Here is a 12,539-nt window from a genome sequence, read left to right as displayed (position 1 = left end):
TCGGGCGATTGCCGCTATTTCCTAGCGGTTTGGTTTCGGGCAGCTTCGCGGACCCGCTCCATCTCGTCCAGAAACATTTCCAGGCCAAGCTCGAAAGTCTTGTCGAAGCCGCCGGTGCCGAAATAGGCGCCAGCCTTCATGACGCTCGGATAGTCGCGAGCCAGTTCCTCGGCGCTGACTGTGGTGACCGCCGAGGGCCCCTTGGCGTAGCCGGCCGTCTCGTCGAGGATCGCGCCCATCAAATAGTAGCCGGCGGCGCGGAACAGGCGGGCGCTGAGCTCGGGGCCGAAGCCGCCATCCTCGAACAAGCCGATGATGGCGTTGAGCTTGGCAAGGCAGGGCGGCGAGTTCATGCGGTAGACGACGATGAACGGCGCGAAGGCCGGGTGCTCGGTGGCGACGCGGCGGAATTCCTGCATGCCGACGCGCGCCCGCTCGCGCCACGGCATGCTGTCGTCGGGAACGACAAGCCCGCTCATCTGGCGGTCGACCAACGCCTCGTAGAGATGCGCCTGCGAGGGGAAGTGGTGGTAGATGCTCATCGCCTCGCAGCCGAGCCTGGCGGCGAGCTTGCGCATCGAAAAGCCGGACAGCCCTTCCCGCTCGATCACCTCGAAAGCGGCGTCCTCGATCATCTCGCGGGACAGTTTCCCGCGGGTTCGCTTTTTTTTGCTCGATGCATCCATGGCGCTTGACAGCTTACACTGTAAGGTTCATTTTCCAGATACCTTACATCGTAAGGCTAACAAAAACCAGAGGAGAACATCATGTCAGTCATTCGCATCGCTTCAACCGTGCATTCCTGCCTTCGTTCCGCCTCGCTAGCCGCCGCCGCGGGCGTGTTCGCGGCCGTGCTGGCTGCCGCGCCTGCCCGGGCCGATGATTATGACGCTGCCGTCAAAGACATACAGTCGACGATGGGCGGCGTGCCGAGCTTCGTGAAGCAGTTCCCGAAAGCCGGTCTGCCCGGCGCGTGGGCCGAGGTCAAGGCCATCGAGCTCAGCGACAAGACGGCGCTGCCGCCGAAGGTCAAGTCGCTGATCTCGCTGGCGGTCGCCGCGCAGATCCCCTGCACCTACTGCATCTGGTCGGACACGCAGGACGCCAAGCGCGCCGGGGCCACCGACGAGGAAATCCAGGAGGCCGTCGCCATGGCAGCGCTCACGCGCCACTGGAGCACTGTCTTCAACGGCATGCAGGTCGATTTCGACCAGTTCAAGAAAGAGATGGGCGGAGAATAAGACTTGTCCCGGCAAAGCGGGCGGGCGGCGCGACCGCCCGCCTTTGATCGTCCCGATCGACGCTGCAACCAAGCTTGTGGATTCGCCGCGGCTGCTGCTCTATAGGAACAGCGCCTTGAAAAAGCCGGCGTGGATCCGATATCGGACCGGCGCCGGCCGGGCCGACGTCCGAGCGTTGCTCCTCTGGAGCCCTCGGATAGCGCTTCCGCCGACAGGCGGCCGGTTGGAGACCTGATTGAAGCGAGCGATATCGATAATCGTCACTCTGGCGCTGCTGGCATGGCTTGCCAGCGACTCGCGCTGGAAGATGGTCGGCGACGCCTTTGCCAGCATCACGCCCGGCGCTTTCGCGGCGGTGGCGGCGGCGCTGTTCGTCACCTATGTGCTGCGGGCGCTGCGTGTCTGCGACGAGTTCCGCGACGATGTGAACGGCCGTTTCGGCGCCGTGCTTCGCGTCATCCTGATCCACAATGCGATGATCAACGTCGTGCCGTTCCGCGGCGGCGAGACAGCCTTCCCGATCCTTTTGCGCCAGGTATTCGGCGTGCCGATCGTGCGCGCCAGCGCTTCGCTCCTCTGGTTCAGGCTGCAGGACGCTTTCGTGGTCGGCGTGCTGGCCTGCCTGGTCTGGCCGGGCCTGCATCCGGCGCTGCGCGCCGCCGGCATCGCGGCGCTGATCGCCGCTGCATGGTATCTGCCGCGTTGGGCACGCGCGCCGCACAACTGGACCTCCGGCGGCAGGATCGTCTCGAAATTCGGCAAATTGCGCGACATCTTCACCGAAGCGACGGGACGCTCGCGCTACGGCTGGTGGTGGACGATCGCCAACTGGGCGCTGAAACTCGGCGTGCAGGGCTGGCTGCTCGCCATGCTGCTCGGCACCTCGTTTCAGACCGCCTTTCCCGGCGCCGTCGGCGCCGAAGCCGCCGCCATCCTGCCGGTGCAGGGCGTGGCCGGCTTCGGCACCTATGAGGCGGGCGCCGCCGCGGCACTGCTCTATTCCGGCATCGCCATGAAGGACGGCCTGCAGGCGGCGCTGGCGCTGCATCTCTTCATTCTCTGCTCGGCGGTCGTAACCGGTGCGATCGCCTGGCTGTTCCCCTCGAAATCGACGCTGCCGGAGACCCCGGCGGCGGGACCGGCAAGGAAATGACCGCCATGAACGTGCTTCCCATCCCCGCATCGGGATTGCCCGAGGGCGCCGTCATGCCCGAGCACAAGCTCTCGATCGTCGTCCCGATGTACAACGAGGCCGACAATGTCGAGCCGCTGCTTGTCCGCATCCATCAGGCGATGGAAAATTACAGCCAGCCCTGGGAAGTGGTGCTCGTGGACGACGGCAGCACCGATGCCACGCCCGCCGAGATCCACCGGCTGGCGGCTCAATACGGGCCGCATGTGCATGGCGTGGAACTGGTGCGCAATTATAAGCAGACCGCCGCCATGCAGGCCGGCCTCGACGCCGCGCGCGGCGACGTCATCGCGACGCTCGACGGCGACCTGCAGAACGACCCGTTCGACATTCCGCGCATGGTCTATCGGCTGCTGACCGAGGACCTCGACCTCGTCGCCGGCTGGCGCAAGAACCGCCAGGAAGGTTTCTGGATGCGCCGCCTGCCCTCGCGCATCGCCAACAGGCTGATCGCGCGCGTGACCGGCGTGCAGCTCAAGGATTATGGCTGCAGCCTGAAGGTGTTCCGCGGCAGCGTCATCCGCAGCGTGCGGCTCTATGGCGAGATGCACCGCTTCATCCCGGCGTGGCTGGCGACGGTGACGACGCCGCGCCGCATCGCCCAGGAAGTGGTGACGCATCACGCCCGCATCCACGGCCAGTCGAAATACGGCATCTCGCGCACCTTCCGCGTGGTGCTCGACCTCGTCTTCATGTTCTTCTTCATGCGCTACCGCACAAGGCCCGGCCATTTCTTCGGCGGCATCGGCATCGTGCTCGGCGTGCTCGGCTCGCTGATCCTGGCCTATCTGTTCGCGATCAAGGTTTTCTGGGGACAGGATATCGGCACCAGGCCGATGCTCATCACCGGCTTCTTCCTGGTGATCGCCGGGCTGCAGGCGGTGACGTCGGGCGTGCTGGCCGAAATGCTGTCGCGCGTCTATCTCGAGGCCAACGGCGCGCTCGCCTATGTGGCGCGGCCGCAGCCGGCGCATGGCGAGGGCGACGGCTGGCACTGGCCGAGCAAGCCGGCGACCGAGAAGGCAAAGCCGCGCCGGAAATGATCCGGCCGGCCGGGCATCGATAGCAGCCGCGTTGCCAACCACTCCGATTTCGCGCAAACGGTTTTCGCGACGGGAACGAGCGCGAATAAGCGATGCCGGGGGCAGACAAAACAATCCTCATCACGGGTGCACGCGCGCCGGTGGCGCTGCATCTGGCGCGGCTGCTGCACGGCGCCGGGCATAGGGTGATCCTGGCCGACACGCCGGCACGGCCGATCGCGGCGGCGAGCAAGGCCTGCGCGCGCTATCACCGCCTGCCGCCGCCGCGCTTCGAGCCACAGGCCTATGCCGATGCGGTGGAGGCGCTGATACGGGCTGAAGGCATCGGCCTCGTCATCCCGACCTGCGAGGAGGTCTTTCGCCTTGCGCTGGCCTGGCTCGGCAGGACCATGCCGGCAAAAGTGTTCGCGCCCGGCATCGATCTTCTGGCCGAGGTCCACAACAAGCACAGCTTCATCGGGCTTGCCGAACGACTCGGATTGGAGGTGCCGGAAACGACGCTGGTCAGCTCGCGCAGCGATATCGAAGCAATACGCAACCGCTCGCACGAGCTCGTGTTCAAGCCGGTCTGGTCGCGCTTTGCCAGCCATGTGCTGTTGCGGCCACCGCCGCAAGCGCTCGATGCCATCATGCCCTCACCCGCCATGCCCTGGGTGGCGCAGCGTTTTGTCGATGGCGAGGAGATCAGCGCCTATGCGGTGGCGCGCCAAGGCAGGCTCAAGGCGCTGGCGCTCTACCGCTCGCTGCACCGCGCCGGCAGGGGTGCCGGCATCTTCTTCGAGCGGGTCGAGGACGATGCGGCGCGCCATCTGGTCGAGCGTATCGTCGCCGGCACCGCATGGACCGGGCAGATCTCCTTCGATCTGATGCGCGAGGCGGACGGCCGCGTGCTGCCGCTGGAATGCAATCCGCGCGCCGTCTCCGGCCTGCATTTCTTCCGCGATCCGGGCCGGTTTGTGGATGCCGTGCTTGGAGATGGCGCGGAAGTGACGCCGGACGTCAGCGCGCCGCAAACGGTGCGGCTTGCAATGTGGATATACGGGCTGCCGGCCGCCTTGCGCTCGGGCGGACTCGGCGAGTTCCGAAACGCGATGCGCGAGAGCCAGGAACTGCTCGACTGGCCGGGCGATCCCGCGCCGGTGATGGCGCAGTGGCGGGCACTGGCGGAGATCGCACAAGTGGCATTGCGCGAACGCATCAGCCTGCAAGCCGCGTCGACGCGCGATATCGAATGGAACGGACCGGGTTGAGCTTCATGCCCCGAGCGAGCCCGGGCGAATAGGCTTCACATCGAGCTGCAGACCAAGTGCCTTGGTAACACCGAGCAGCGTGCTGAGACGGGGATCGCCTCTCTCGCTCAATGCCTTGTAAAGCGCCTCGCGTGTAACGCCAGCCTCCTTCGCCACAGCTGTCATGCCTATGGAACGCGCCACATCGCCGAGCGCGTGCGTGATGAGCGCGGGATCGCCATCCTCGAAGGCAGCCTCGATGTAGGCCAAGCGATCCTCTGGGGTTTTCAGGTGGTCGAGAATGTCGAAGCGTGTGGTTTCAAGGGGCATCGTCATATCTCCTTTGCGATCTGTTTCGCCTTGGCGATGTCGCGCTTCTGGCTGGACTTGCGCCACCGCAGAGCAGGATGATCACAGCGTTTCCGATCTTCACAAAATAGAGCCGGTAGCCTGGGCCGTGGTCGATACGAAGTTCGCCGATACCATCGAAGTATTTGACATCACCGATGTGCCGATCTCAACCCGACGGATGCGGGCGAGGATACGCATGCGCGCCGTGGTGTCGCGAAGTCCGTCCAGCCAATGCGTAAAATCGGCCGCCTGCCGAACTTCGATCATGTGTGAACTATAATTCACGGAAGTGCCAAAATCAAGGCATATAAACTTCAGATCACAATTCGATCTGATGCACCCTCGGCTTGCTTGCCGCCGCCGGCATCTTCCCTTCCATGATCGCGGCAATGTCGCGGCGCAGGAAGTCGAGCGGGCCGATGACCGGCAGGGCTTGTGGCGCGAAACGAGCGTTGTCGCTTGCCGATTTCAGCACCCGGCGATCCTGATGCAGCGCGATGGTGAAGAGCGGCTTGAAGGCCAGCGCCTTCAGCTCGCCGAGCAGGCCCTGGCGCCGGCCGATCAGCCAGCCGAGGCCTTCGACGGTGCGCTCGTCTGCCTGGCGCAGATGGAAGGTGGTGGCTAAAACCAGCCCGTCCTTGCCCCAATATTCAAGCTCGGCGATGCCGGGGTGGCGGAAGCGGCCGATGGTCTTCGCGCGCTCGCCTTCCAGCAGTCGGCTGATCAGGCCCTGCTGGCGGTCCTCGCCGGTGTAGCTGGCCTCGACCCAGCCCTCGCCGCCGGTAACCTCGACCTGCACCAAATGGCGCTTCGAGGTCAGGCCGCGCAGCAGGCCCTTATGCGTGAAATGGGTATGGGTGGCGTCGAGGATGTTCTCGGCGGCATCTATGACCGTCGACTGCGTCGATGAGCGTACCCGCCGCACGATGACCTCCTTGCCCTGCATGCAGTGCAGGTAAGGTTCGCCCGGCGGAGTGCCGGAAGAGATGAACACGACTCCGTCGCGCTCGATCGCGGCGTAGCGGCGGACCCGGTAATGCGGCATGGCGCCGACATGGCCGGGGATGGCGGTGCAGCGGCCCTCGCCGTCGTAACGCCAGCCATGATAGGGGCATTCGATCTCGCCGCCGACGATCCTGCCGGTCGAAAGCTCCACCAGACGATGCGGGCAGCGGTCGAAAAGTGCTGCAATGCCTTGCGCGGAGCGGAACAGCACCACGGGCGCACGATCAAACAGGATGCGCCTCGGCCCCTTGCCGATGTCGGCGGACAGGGCAACTGCCTGCCAGTGATCTTCTCCGTGGCGCTCGCTCACAGTTCGAACCTCCTGAGCAGCGGAATGCCGACCAGCGCCAGCACGGTTTCCATGACGCGGATCGCCACGCGCCGGCGAAGCGCAAGATGCCCGGCATAGACGGCGTTGTATTCGATCGCGGCGACCGCGCCGCGCCGGCGTTTGAACTCGGCAGCACCCGCGCTCATGTTGAAGAACAGGCCGCGCGCCGTGGCGTGGTCCTGCGCCAGTGCCATCGCCATGCGATAAAGCCCCTCGCCGACCGGCAGGCCGGTGTCGTAGCCGACGATCGGCTGGGTCAGCGTGCCGCCGTTTTCGAACAGGCCGGTGACGGCGACCAGCTCGCCGCCCGGCCTGCGCAATCCGGCCAGGCTGATGATGCCGCGCAGGTGCATTTCGGCGATGTAGCGGGCGGTGTAGTGCGGATTGAGCGGCGTGTACTTGTCGAGATAGAGCATGTTGTAGAGCAGCTCGGCGCGCGCATAATCGGCCTCGGTGAAATCGCCATTGCCGACCCGTTCGAAAGGCGTTTTGCGCAAGCGGGCGCGATCGCGCTTCATGTCGCTCGTCATTGCGGGTGCGGCGCTGCGGTCGGCGAAGATGTAGACCTGGCGTGCCGCCAGCATGCGGAATCCCTCGGCCTTCAAGGCGGCAATGGTCGCCGGATCGGCGACATCGTTCAACGAGCGGATGACGATGGCGCGATCGCGGAAGCGCGCGGTCAAGACCGAGCGCAGCGACGCGACCGTCGGCCGATCGAGCAGCGGCACCGGATTGGTCGAATAGAGCCAGTTGTTGAGCTGCGCCTGACGGTCGAGGGCGCTTGCCCTGACCAGCGGCGCGCAGGCGCCGATCAGCGCCTTCAACACGCGCCGCAGCAGCGGATGGGCGGCGAAGTTGCGCGTCTCGTCCACAGCATAGTCGATATAGGCGCTGGTCGGGCAGCAGATGTAGCAGTTGGGCGCCTCATCGGCGTCGTTCAGCGTCAGCGGAAAAATGCGTCCGGCGACTTCGAACGTCTCTACTTCCGTCTTCAGGTTGGCAACGAGATCGCACACCGGTATTTCATTGAAAAGGTTTACAAAAGCCGCGACGTTTGCCGGCTTGTTCTCGACCCGGTCGGCCTGCCGCACAAGCCTTTCCATCATCGCCGCACTGCTCATCGCGCCTGCTCCAGCCGGCACTCGACCCGGCGCAGCTTGCGGCCTGTCTCCAGCGGCAATGGCGCGCGGATGAGCGTCACGGCAGCGACCGCCTTTCGCGCCTCTAGCAACGCTTGCACCGCTTGATGACCAGCAGCCGCCGCGTCGTCCGCGAGACTTGGCGGAAGGCTGAGCTCGATCCTGTCCGGCCCGGTCTGGACGAGGCGAAAATCGTCGATGCGGCGGTCGGCCTTGAGCACAGCGTTGCGCAGCACATCCGGCGTGACGAGGATCGGTCCGGTCTGCGAGCCCAGCCGGAAGACATCATCCATGCGGCCGACGATTTCGTCGACGCAGCGTAGCGGCGAACCGCAACCGCAAGGCTGTCCGGACAAGCGCAACAGGTCGTTCATCCGGTATCGCGCCATGATCTGTGTCCAACGGCGAAAAGCCGTCACCAGCGGCGTCACCAACCCCTCGCCCGCCGGCTCGAATTCGAAAAAGACGGAGTCTTCCGCAAGATGCAGCCCGCCGTGCCGGCAGGTCACCGCGAGCAGGCCTTCCGTCGCCATGTAGATCTGACCGAGCGGCAGCCGGAAGAAATTCTCGATAACCGGACGGTCAACCGGATCGAGCGTCTCGGCGGCGGAGAAGACACGCATCGGCTGGAGCCGAAAGTCCTCAGCCGCGAAATGCCGGAGGATCTTCGGCGGCGCAATGACGACCGTCGGGTCGAAGGCTTCGAGCTCGCCGCGCCAGCTTTCCGGCCCGGCCGTCAGATCGAAGAAGGCGAGCTTGATCAGGCGCGATTTGCGGGCGCTGTCGTAGAGCCTGGTGTTCTGCGGCAGGATGACGGCGACGCGCATGCCGCGCCATAGAAGGTCGGGCGCGGCCTTGGCAAGGATCGTGCCCAGCCAGCGGTACTTTTCGGCTTCGGAAATCACGAACAGGCCGCGATTGCCGGAGGTGCCGGTGCTGGCGCCGACGGTGAGCGCGCCGGCGCGGCCGTCACGCGCCAGGGCCGCCCAGGCTTCCGTGGCGGTGAGGCCGTGGATGTTGAAATCCTCGAAGCGCGCCATCATCAGCGCCTTGTCGGTGACCGGCAGGTCGGCAAGCCGGGCCGGCGCTTTGCGGTAGAACGGCGCGCGCGGCAGGTCGCGGTCGAGGAAGCGCCGCAACGCCGCCGCCTGCCAGCGCTCGAAGTCCGTGCGGCTCTTGCGCGACACGCAGCGCGTCAGGACGAAGGAGCCTGCCGCTTCCGCCAGCCCGTTCATGCGGCCTCCGGCGCGAGGTCGTGGGATGTCGGCGCGGGATCATGGCAAAGCATCACCTCGCCGCCGGAAGCGAGGAAGCGGCGCAGCATGGCGCTGGCCGACTCGATCGCCGTGGCATCCTCGGCGATCAGCGTCGCCGGGAAACCCGGCGTACGGCTTTCGGTCAAGGCCGCGAGCAGCCATTGCACGTCGACGGCATAGAGCAGCGGCCGGCCGGGGCCGGTGAACAGCAGGCCGAACTGGCCATCGGCGTGGCCGGGAAGATCGATAGCGATCACGCTGCCGTCGCCGAAGAGATCGGCGCCGCCGGGAATGTCGCCCTGAGCGGCGACGCGCGGCTTCGCAGAAATGCCGTCCAGCCGCGCTTCGAAATCCGGCGGGAAGAGTTCGGTGAAGACGCCGTGGCGCAGATTCTGGCTCGGGCTGCGCGCCTTGACCCGCGCCCAGGCGGCATCGCTGGCGATGAAGCGCGCGTTGCGGAACAGCGACAGGCCCGAAATGTGGTCGGCGTGGAAATGGGTGACGATGATTGCGCGGATGTCATCGGGCGACAGGCTGAAGCGGCGCAGCATCGGCAGGACCTGCCCGGCGGCATTGAGCTCGGGCTTCAGCAGCGCGCCGTAGAGCTGCAGCATCCGGCCGCGCCGCTCGCCGCTCAGCGCTTCCGGTGTGTAGCCGGTGTCGATGAGCACCGGCCCGGCAGCCGGGTGAAAGATCAGCCCGTAGCGTACGCGCAGCCTGACACTTTGCCAGCCGCCGCCGCGCAGGATCAGTCGCTCGGCGGCGCTTACCCAGGCGCTGTTGGCGAAGACGATTCTCATGGCCAGGCCCCGCCTGCAAAAGCGCGGTCAAGCCCTTGTTCGAACGTGATCTTCGGCGCCCAGCCGAGCATTCGCTTGGCCTTGGAAAGATCGAGGCTTTGCGAGTAGGCGAAGAGGCCGAGCCCATAGCGCGTGACCGGCGGCTCCGGACGTCCGGGCAACCAGAGCGCCACCGCTTCCATCAAGCCCGCCGCCAGCATCGCCGGCATGAGCGGCGTCGGCCGCCAGCGCGCATGCAAGCCGGCGCGGATGCAAGCCTCGTCGGCGATGCGGCGGACCGGCAGCACCTCGCCGCCGGAAACGTTGAATATCCCGCATTCGGCTTCCCTGGGTGCCGCAAGCGCCGCCATCACCGCATCGACGACATCGTCGACATGGGTGAGGTCGATGGCCGCCCGGCCATCGCGAAACAGCGGCAGCGGCCGGGTTTTTGCCGCCTTGATGAGGCGCGGCAGCAGCGCGCGATCGCCTTTGCCGTAGATGCCGCGCGGCCGCAGCACCACCGGATGGATAGCGGGCTGGCCCAGCACGATCTTCTCCGCCTCGCGCTTGGTGCGGGCATAGTGGTTGACCGGCTCAGGCAATGCCATGTCTTCAGTAAGGCCAAGCTGGTCGCGGAAGGCAAAGCAGACCGACGGGCTGGAGATGTGGACGAAACGGCTGACGCCTTGCCGCCCCGCGAAATCGACGAGGTTCCGCGTCGCCGCGACATTGGCCGCTTCGAAATCCGCGAGCCGGCCGAAAGGTGCCGAGAGCGCGGCGCAATGGATGATCCGTTCGACCCTGCCCAGCCTCGGATCGAGCACGGCATCGAGCGGCTGTACGAGATCGTGATGGATGATGCGATGGCCGGCGGCCTCCAGCGCATCGCAGCGTGCTTCATCACGACCGAGCCCGAGCGCCAGCGTGCCGGACGCGGCCAGCCGCCCGAGCACATGGGAGCCGAGGAAACCGCTTGCGCCGGTGACGAGGACGGCCATTCCTCAGGTCTCCAGCGCCATGCCGCCGAAGGAGACGCCGGCCGAGGTGCCGAGGAAGAGCAGCTTCATGCCGGGCGCCACTCGGCCCTCGCGGCGCGCGACATCCAGCGCGAAGGGGATGGAGGCGGCGATCTGGTTGCCGAAGCGGGCAGAGATGTCGATGAGCCTTTGCGGCGGAAAGCCGGTCTGGCGCGCCATATGGGCCAGCGCGAAAGGGCTTGCCTGATGCGGTATGACGAGGTCGACATCCTCGCGCCGCCAGCCGGCGCGCTTCAGCAGATCATCGACGAAGCCGTTGAAGTGGCGCGAGGTGAGCCGGAACAATTCCTTGCCGTCCATGTGGAACAGGCTGTGCGCGGCGAATGCTTCCCGTTCCTTGCTGAAGTCGAAGCGCGTGCCACCCGAACCGATGCCGCAGGCTTCCCAGCCGGAAGGATAGGTGCGCATTAAGCTCGCCGCCACCTTGCCCTCGCCGGGTTCGGCCCTGCGCAGGACCGCCGCCGCCGCGCCGTCGCCGAAGAGAGCGGCGATCTCGGGCGCGTCCCGCCACGGCAAAGCGCGCGAGGCGACTTCGGATGAAAAGACCAACGCTGTCTCGCATTGCCCCGCCTCAATCGTGCGGCCGGCAGTCTCGAAGGCGGTGAGGAAGCCAAGACAGGTGCTGTTGACGTCGAAAGCGGCAGCGGAGCCGTCAACCAGCCCGAGGCGCTGCATGACCAGAGGCGCGGTCGCCGGCAGCGGCTGGTACGGCACCCCGCAGCCGCCGACGATCAGATCCACGGCCCCGGGCTCGAGGCCGGCATCGCGAAGCGCAAATGTGGCGGCGGCGACAGCGAGATCGATTTGCGATTCGCCATTGCAGACATAGCGCTCCGCAATGCCTGTGACGGCTTCAAGCGCGCCTTCGCCAAGGCCCAACCTCTCCTCCAGCGCGCGCGTGCTGACGCATTGTGCCGGCACCGCCCTGCCGGTTCCGACGATCCTGATCCGCATCCTTCCCCCGGCGCGTGAGCTTGCCCCTATCTAACCCAAAAAGCGGTCGATAGCGATGTTCGCGCAACTCACAGGGCTCTGCGGATCACTTGCGCCGAGGAAGCCCACCACCGCCTCCACGAACTCCGCCGGATGCTCGACGTTGAGCAGATGGACGCCGGGCAACAGCAGAAGTTCGGCGCCGGGAATCGCCGCGGCGATCGCCTCGCTGTGGCTTGCCAGCGTCACCTTGTCGTCCTCGCCGCCAATGACCAGCGTCGGAGCCTTGATCAGAGCAATCGACCGGCGCAGATCGGCATCGCGGACCGCAGCAACGCAGCCTGCAAGCCCTTGCGGCGACATGGCCAGGATGGCGGCGTGGAATTGTTCGACCGTCTTGTTTTGACCGGCAAGCATCGAACCCGGGAACCAGTTGCGCATGAACATGTCGGCCGTGGCCGACAGGTCGCTTGCCGAAAGCACATTGCTTATCTGCTCGTCGAAATAGGATGCCGGCCCGAGATGCGGCGAGGTGTTGGAGAGGATCAGGCGCTCGATGCGTTCCGGAGCACGGATGCCCAGCCACTGGCCGACGAAGCCGCCCAACGACAGGCCGAGGAAATGCACGCGGGCAAGGCCGAGGAAATCGAGCAGCTCCAGCACGTCGCGGCCGAGACGGTCGAGCGAATAGGCGCCGGCCGGCGCATCGGAGCCGCCATGACCGCGAAAATCATAGCGCAGCACGCGGAAGGATTTGGCGAGTTCCGGAACCTGGCCATCCCACATGTGGAACGTCGTGGCGATGGAGTTGGAGAGCATCAGCACCGGACGATCCTGGGGGCCGTCCAGCCTGTAGGCGATGCGGACGCCGTCGCCCGCCGTGAAGTGAAGTGTGTCGGTCATTTTGGGTTCCTCATCTGTTCGGCGGTTTTGCGCCACGTTCGATGAGAGAAAGCTAGGCTTGGCAACTATCGAAGAAAATTACTATGATTGGACAATC

13 protein-coding genes and 1 pseudogene are annotated in these 12,539 nt (G+C 65.9%); 4 read left to right on the top strand and 10 right to left on the bottom strand.

The window, feature by feature from the left end; genetic code table 11:
* Positions 1–14: 14 nt before the first annotated feature.
* On the bottom strand, positions 15–635 hold the full coding sequence (locus tag YU3_RS0106955; protein WP_245273445.1) for a TetR/AcrR family transcriptional regulator: 621 nt from the start codon (positions 633–635) through the stop codon (positions 15–17).
* Between the two features lie 132 nt (positions 636–767).
* Here YU3_RS0106955 and YU3_RS0106950 point away from each other — a divergent pair, with 132 nt between their 5' ends.
* The 4 genes from YU3_RS0106950 to YU3_RS0106930 all read left to right on the top strand — a co-directional run bounded on the left by YU3_RS0106950 (position 768) and on the right by YU3_RS0106930 (position 4,726).
* On the top strand, positions 768–1,241 hold the full coding sequence (locus YU3_RS0106950; protein ID WP_051333867.1) for a carboxymuconolactone decarboxylase family protein: 474 nt from the start codon (positions 768–770) through the stop codon (positions 1,239–1,241).
* Between the two features lie 235 nt (positions 1,242–1,476).
* Positions 1,477–2,394, top strand: coding sequence for a lysylphosphatidylglycerol synthase domain-containing protein (locus YU3_RS0106940; RefSeq protein WP_027165564.1), 918 nt, complete (start codon positions 1,477–1,479; stop codon positions 2,392–2,394).
* 5 nt (positions 2,395–2,399) lie between these two features.
* Positions 2,400–3,476 (top strand): glycosyltransferase family 2 protein, encoded by a 1,077-nt coding sequence (locus YU3_RS0106935; protein WP_027165563.1) that lies wholly within the window; start codon positions 2,400–2,402, stop codon positions 3,474–3,476.
* A gap of 92 nt (positions 3,477–3,568) precedes the next feature.
* On the top strand, positions 3,569–4,726 hold the full coding sequence (locus tag YU3_RS0106930) for an ATP-grasp domain-containing protein (protein WP_027165562.1): 1,158 nt from the start codon (positions 3,569–3,571) through the stop codon (positions 4,724–4,726).
* Positions 4,727–4,729: 3 nt separating this feature from the next.
* Here YU3_RS0106930 and YU3_RS0106925 read toward each other — a convergent pair whose 3' ends face one another.
* The 9 genes and pseudogenes from YU3_RS0106925 to YU3_RS36105 form a co-directional block, all read right to left on the bottom strand.
* Positions 4,730–5,035 carry an addiction module antidote protein gene (locus YU3_RS0106925; RefSeq protein ID WP_027165561.1) on the bottom strand — a complete coding sequence of 102 codons (306 nt, stop codon included), beginning with the start codon at positions 5,033–5,035 and terminating at the stop codon, positions 4,730–4,732.
* Positions 5,036–5,037: 2 nt separating this feature from the next.
* A pseudogene (locus YU3_RS36110) lies at positions 5,038–5,323 on the bottom strand (type II toxin-antitoxin system RelE/ParE family toxin).
* A 52-nt stretch (positions 5,324–5,375) separates the two neighbouring features.
* Positions 5,376–6,371 (bottom strand): Rieske 2Fe-2S domain-containing protein, encoded by a 996-nt coding sequence (locus tag YU3_RS0106915; protein WP_027165560.1) that lies wholly within the window; start codon positions 6,369–6,371, stop codon positions 5,376–5,378.
* Positions 6,368–7,513, bottom strand: coding sequence for a GNAT family N-acetyltransferase (locus YU3_RS0106910; protein WP_027165559.1), 1,146 nt, complete (start codon positions 7,511–7,513; stop codon positions 6,368–6,370). The genes YU3_RS0106915 and YU3_RS0106910 overlap by 4 nt, the downstream gene beginning before the upstream one ends.
* Entirely contained in the window at positions 7,510–8,766 is a 1,257-nt protein-coding gene (locus YU3_RS0106905) for a F390 synthetase-related protein (protein ID WP_027165558.1), read from the bottom strand. The genes YU3_RS0106910 and YU3_RS0106905 overlap by 4 nt, the downstream gene beginning before the upstream one ends.
* Positions 8,763–9,587 (bottom strand): MBL fold metallo-hydrolase, encoded by an 825-nt coding sequence (locus tag YU3_RS0106900; RefSeq protein WP_027165557.1) that lies wholly within the window; start codon positions 9,585–9,587, stop codon positions 8,763–8,765. The genes YU3_RS0106905 and YU3_RS0106900 overlap by 4 nt, the downstream gene beginning before the upstream one ends.
* Complete coding sequence (locus YU3_RS0106895; protein ID WP_027165556.1) at positions 9,584–10,567, bottom strand: NAD(P)-dependent oxidoreductase; 984 nt, start codon at positions 10,565–10,567, stop codon at positions 9,584–9,586. The genes YU3_RS0106900 and YU3_RS0106895 overlap by 4 nt, the downstream gene beginning before the upstream one ends.
* A gap of 3 nt (positions 10,568–10,570) precedes the next feature.
* On the bottom strand, positions 10,571–11,560 hold the full coding sequence (locus YU3_RS0106890) for a 3-oxoacyl-[acyl-carrier-protein] synthase III C-terminal domain-containing protein (RefSeq protein ID WP_027165555.1): 990 nt from the start codon (positions 11,558–11,560) through the stop codon (positions 10,571–10,573).
* Positions 11,561–11,590: 30 nt separating this feature from the next.
* Entirely contained in the window at positions 11,591–12,442 is an 852-nt protein-coding gene (locus tag YU3_RS36105) for an alpha/beta fold hydrolase (RefSeq protein ID WP_051333866.1), read from the bottom strand.
* Positions 12,443–12,539: the final 97 nt, after the last annotated feature.

This window comes from Mesorhizobium sp. WSM3224 (assembly GCF_000427725.1).
In the GTDB taxonomy this organism is placed as follows: Bacteria; Pseudomonadota; Alphaproteobacteria; order Rhizobiales; family Rhizobiaceae; genus Mesorhizobium.
The sequence above is the reverse complement of the archived record's forward strand: the minus strand, read 5'-3'. Positions and strand labels throughout refer to the sequence as shown.

Excerpts from the sequence above, each read along its gene's own strand:
- YU3_RS0106955 (WP_245273445.1), bottom strand. The coding sequence starts at position 635 with ATGATCGAGGACGCCGCTTTCGAGGTGATCGAGCGGGAAGGGCTGTCC.
- YU3_RS0106950 (WP_051333867.1), top strand. The coding sequence starts at position 768 with ATGTCAGTCATTCGCATCGCTTCAACCGTGCATTCCTGCCTTCGTTCC.
- YU3_RS0106935 (WP_027165563.1), top strand. The coding sequence starts at position 2,400 with ATGAACGTGCTTCCCATCCCCGCATCGGGATTGCCCGAGGGCGCCGTC.
- YU3_RS0106930 (WP_027165562.1), top strand. The coding sequence starts at position 3,569 with ATGCCGGGGGCAGACAAAACAATCCTCATCACGGGTGCACGCGCGCCG.
- YU3_RS0106925 (WP_027165561.1), bottom strand. The coding sequence starts at position 5,035 with ATGCCCCTTGAAACCACACGCTTCGACATTCTCGACCACCTGAAAACC.
- YU3_RS0106910 (WP_027165559.1), bottom strand. The coding sequence starts at position 7,513 with ATGAGCAGTGCGGCGATGATGGAAAGGCTTGTGCGGCAGGCCGACCGG.
- YU3_RS0106905 (WP_027165558.1), bottom strand. The coding sequence starts at position 8,766 with ATGAACGGGCTGGCGGAAGCGGCAGGCTCCTTCGTCCTGACGCGCTGC.
- YU3_RS0106900 (WP_027165557.1), bottom strand. The coding sequence starts at position 9,587 with ATGAGAATCGTCTTCGCCAACAGCGCCTGGGTAAGCGCCGCCGAGCGA.
- YU3_RS0106895 (WP_027165556.1), bottom strand. The coding sequence starts at position 10,567 with ATGGCCGTCCTCGTCACCGGCGCAAGCGGTTTCCTCGGCTCCCATGTG.
- YU3_RS0106890 (WP_027165555.1), bottom strand. The coding sequence starts at position 11,560 with ATGCGGATCAGGATCGTCGGAACCGGCAGGGCGGTGCCGGCACAATGC.
- YU3_RS36105 (WP_051333866.1), bottom strand. The coding sequence starts at position 12,442 with ATGACCGACACACTTCACTTCACGGCGGGCGACGGCGTCCGCATCGCC.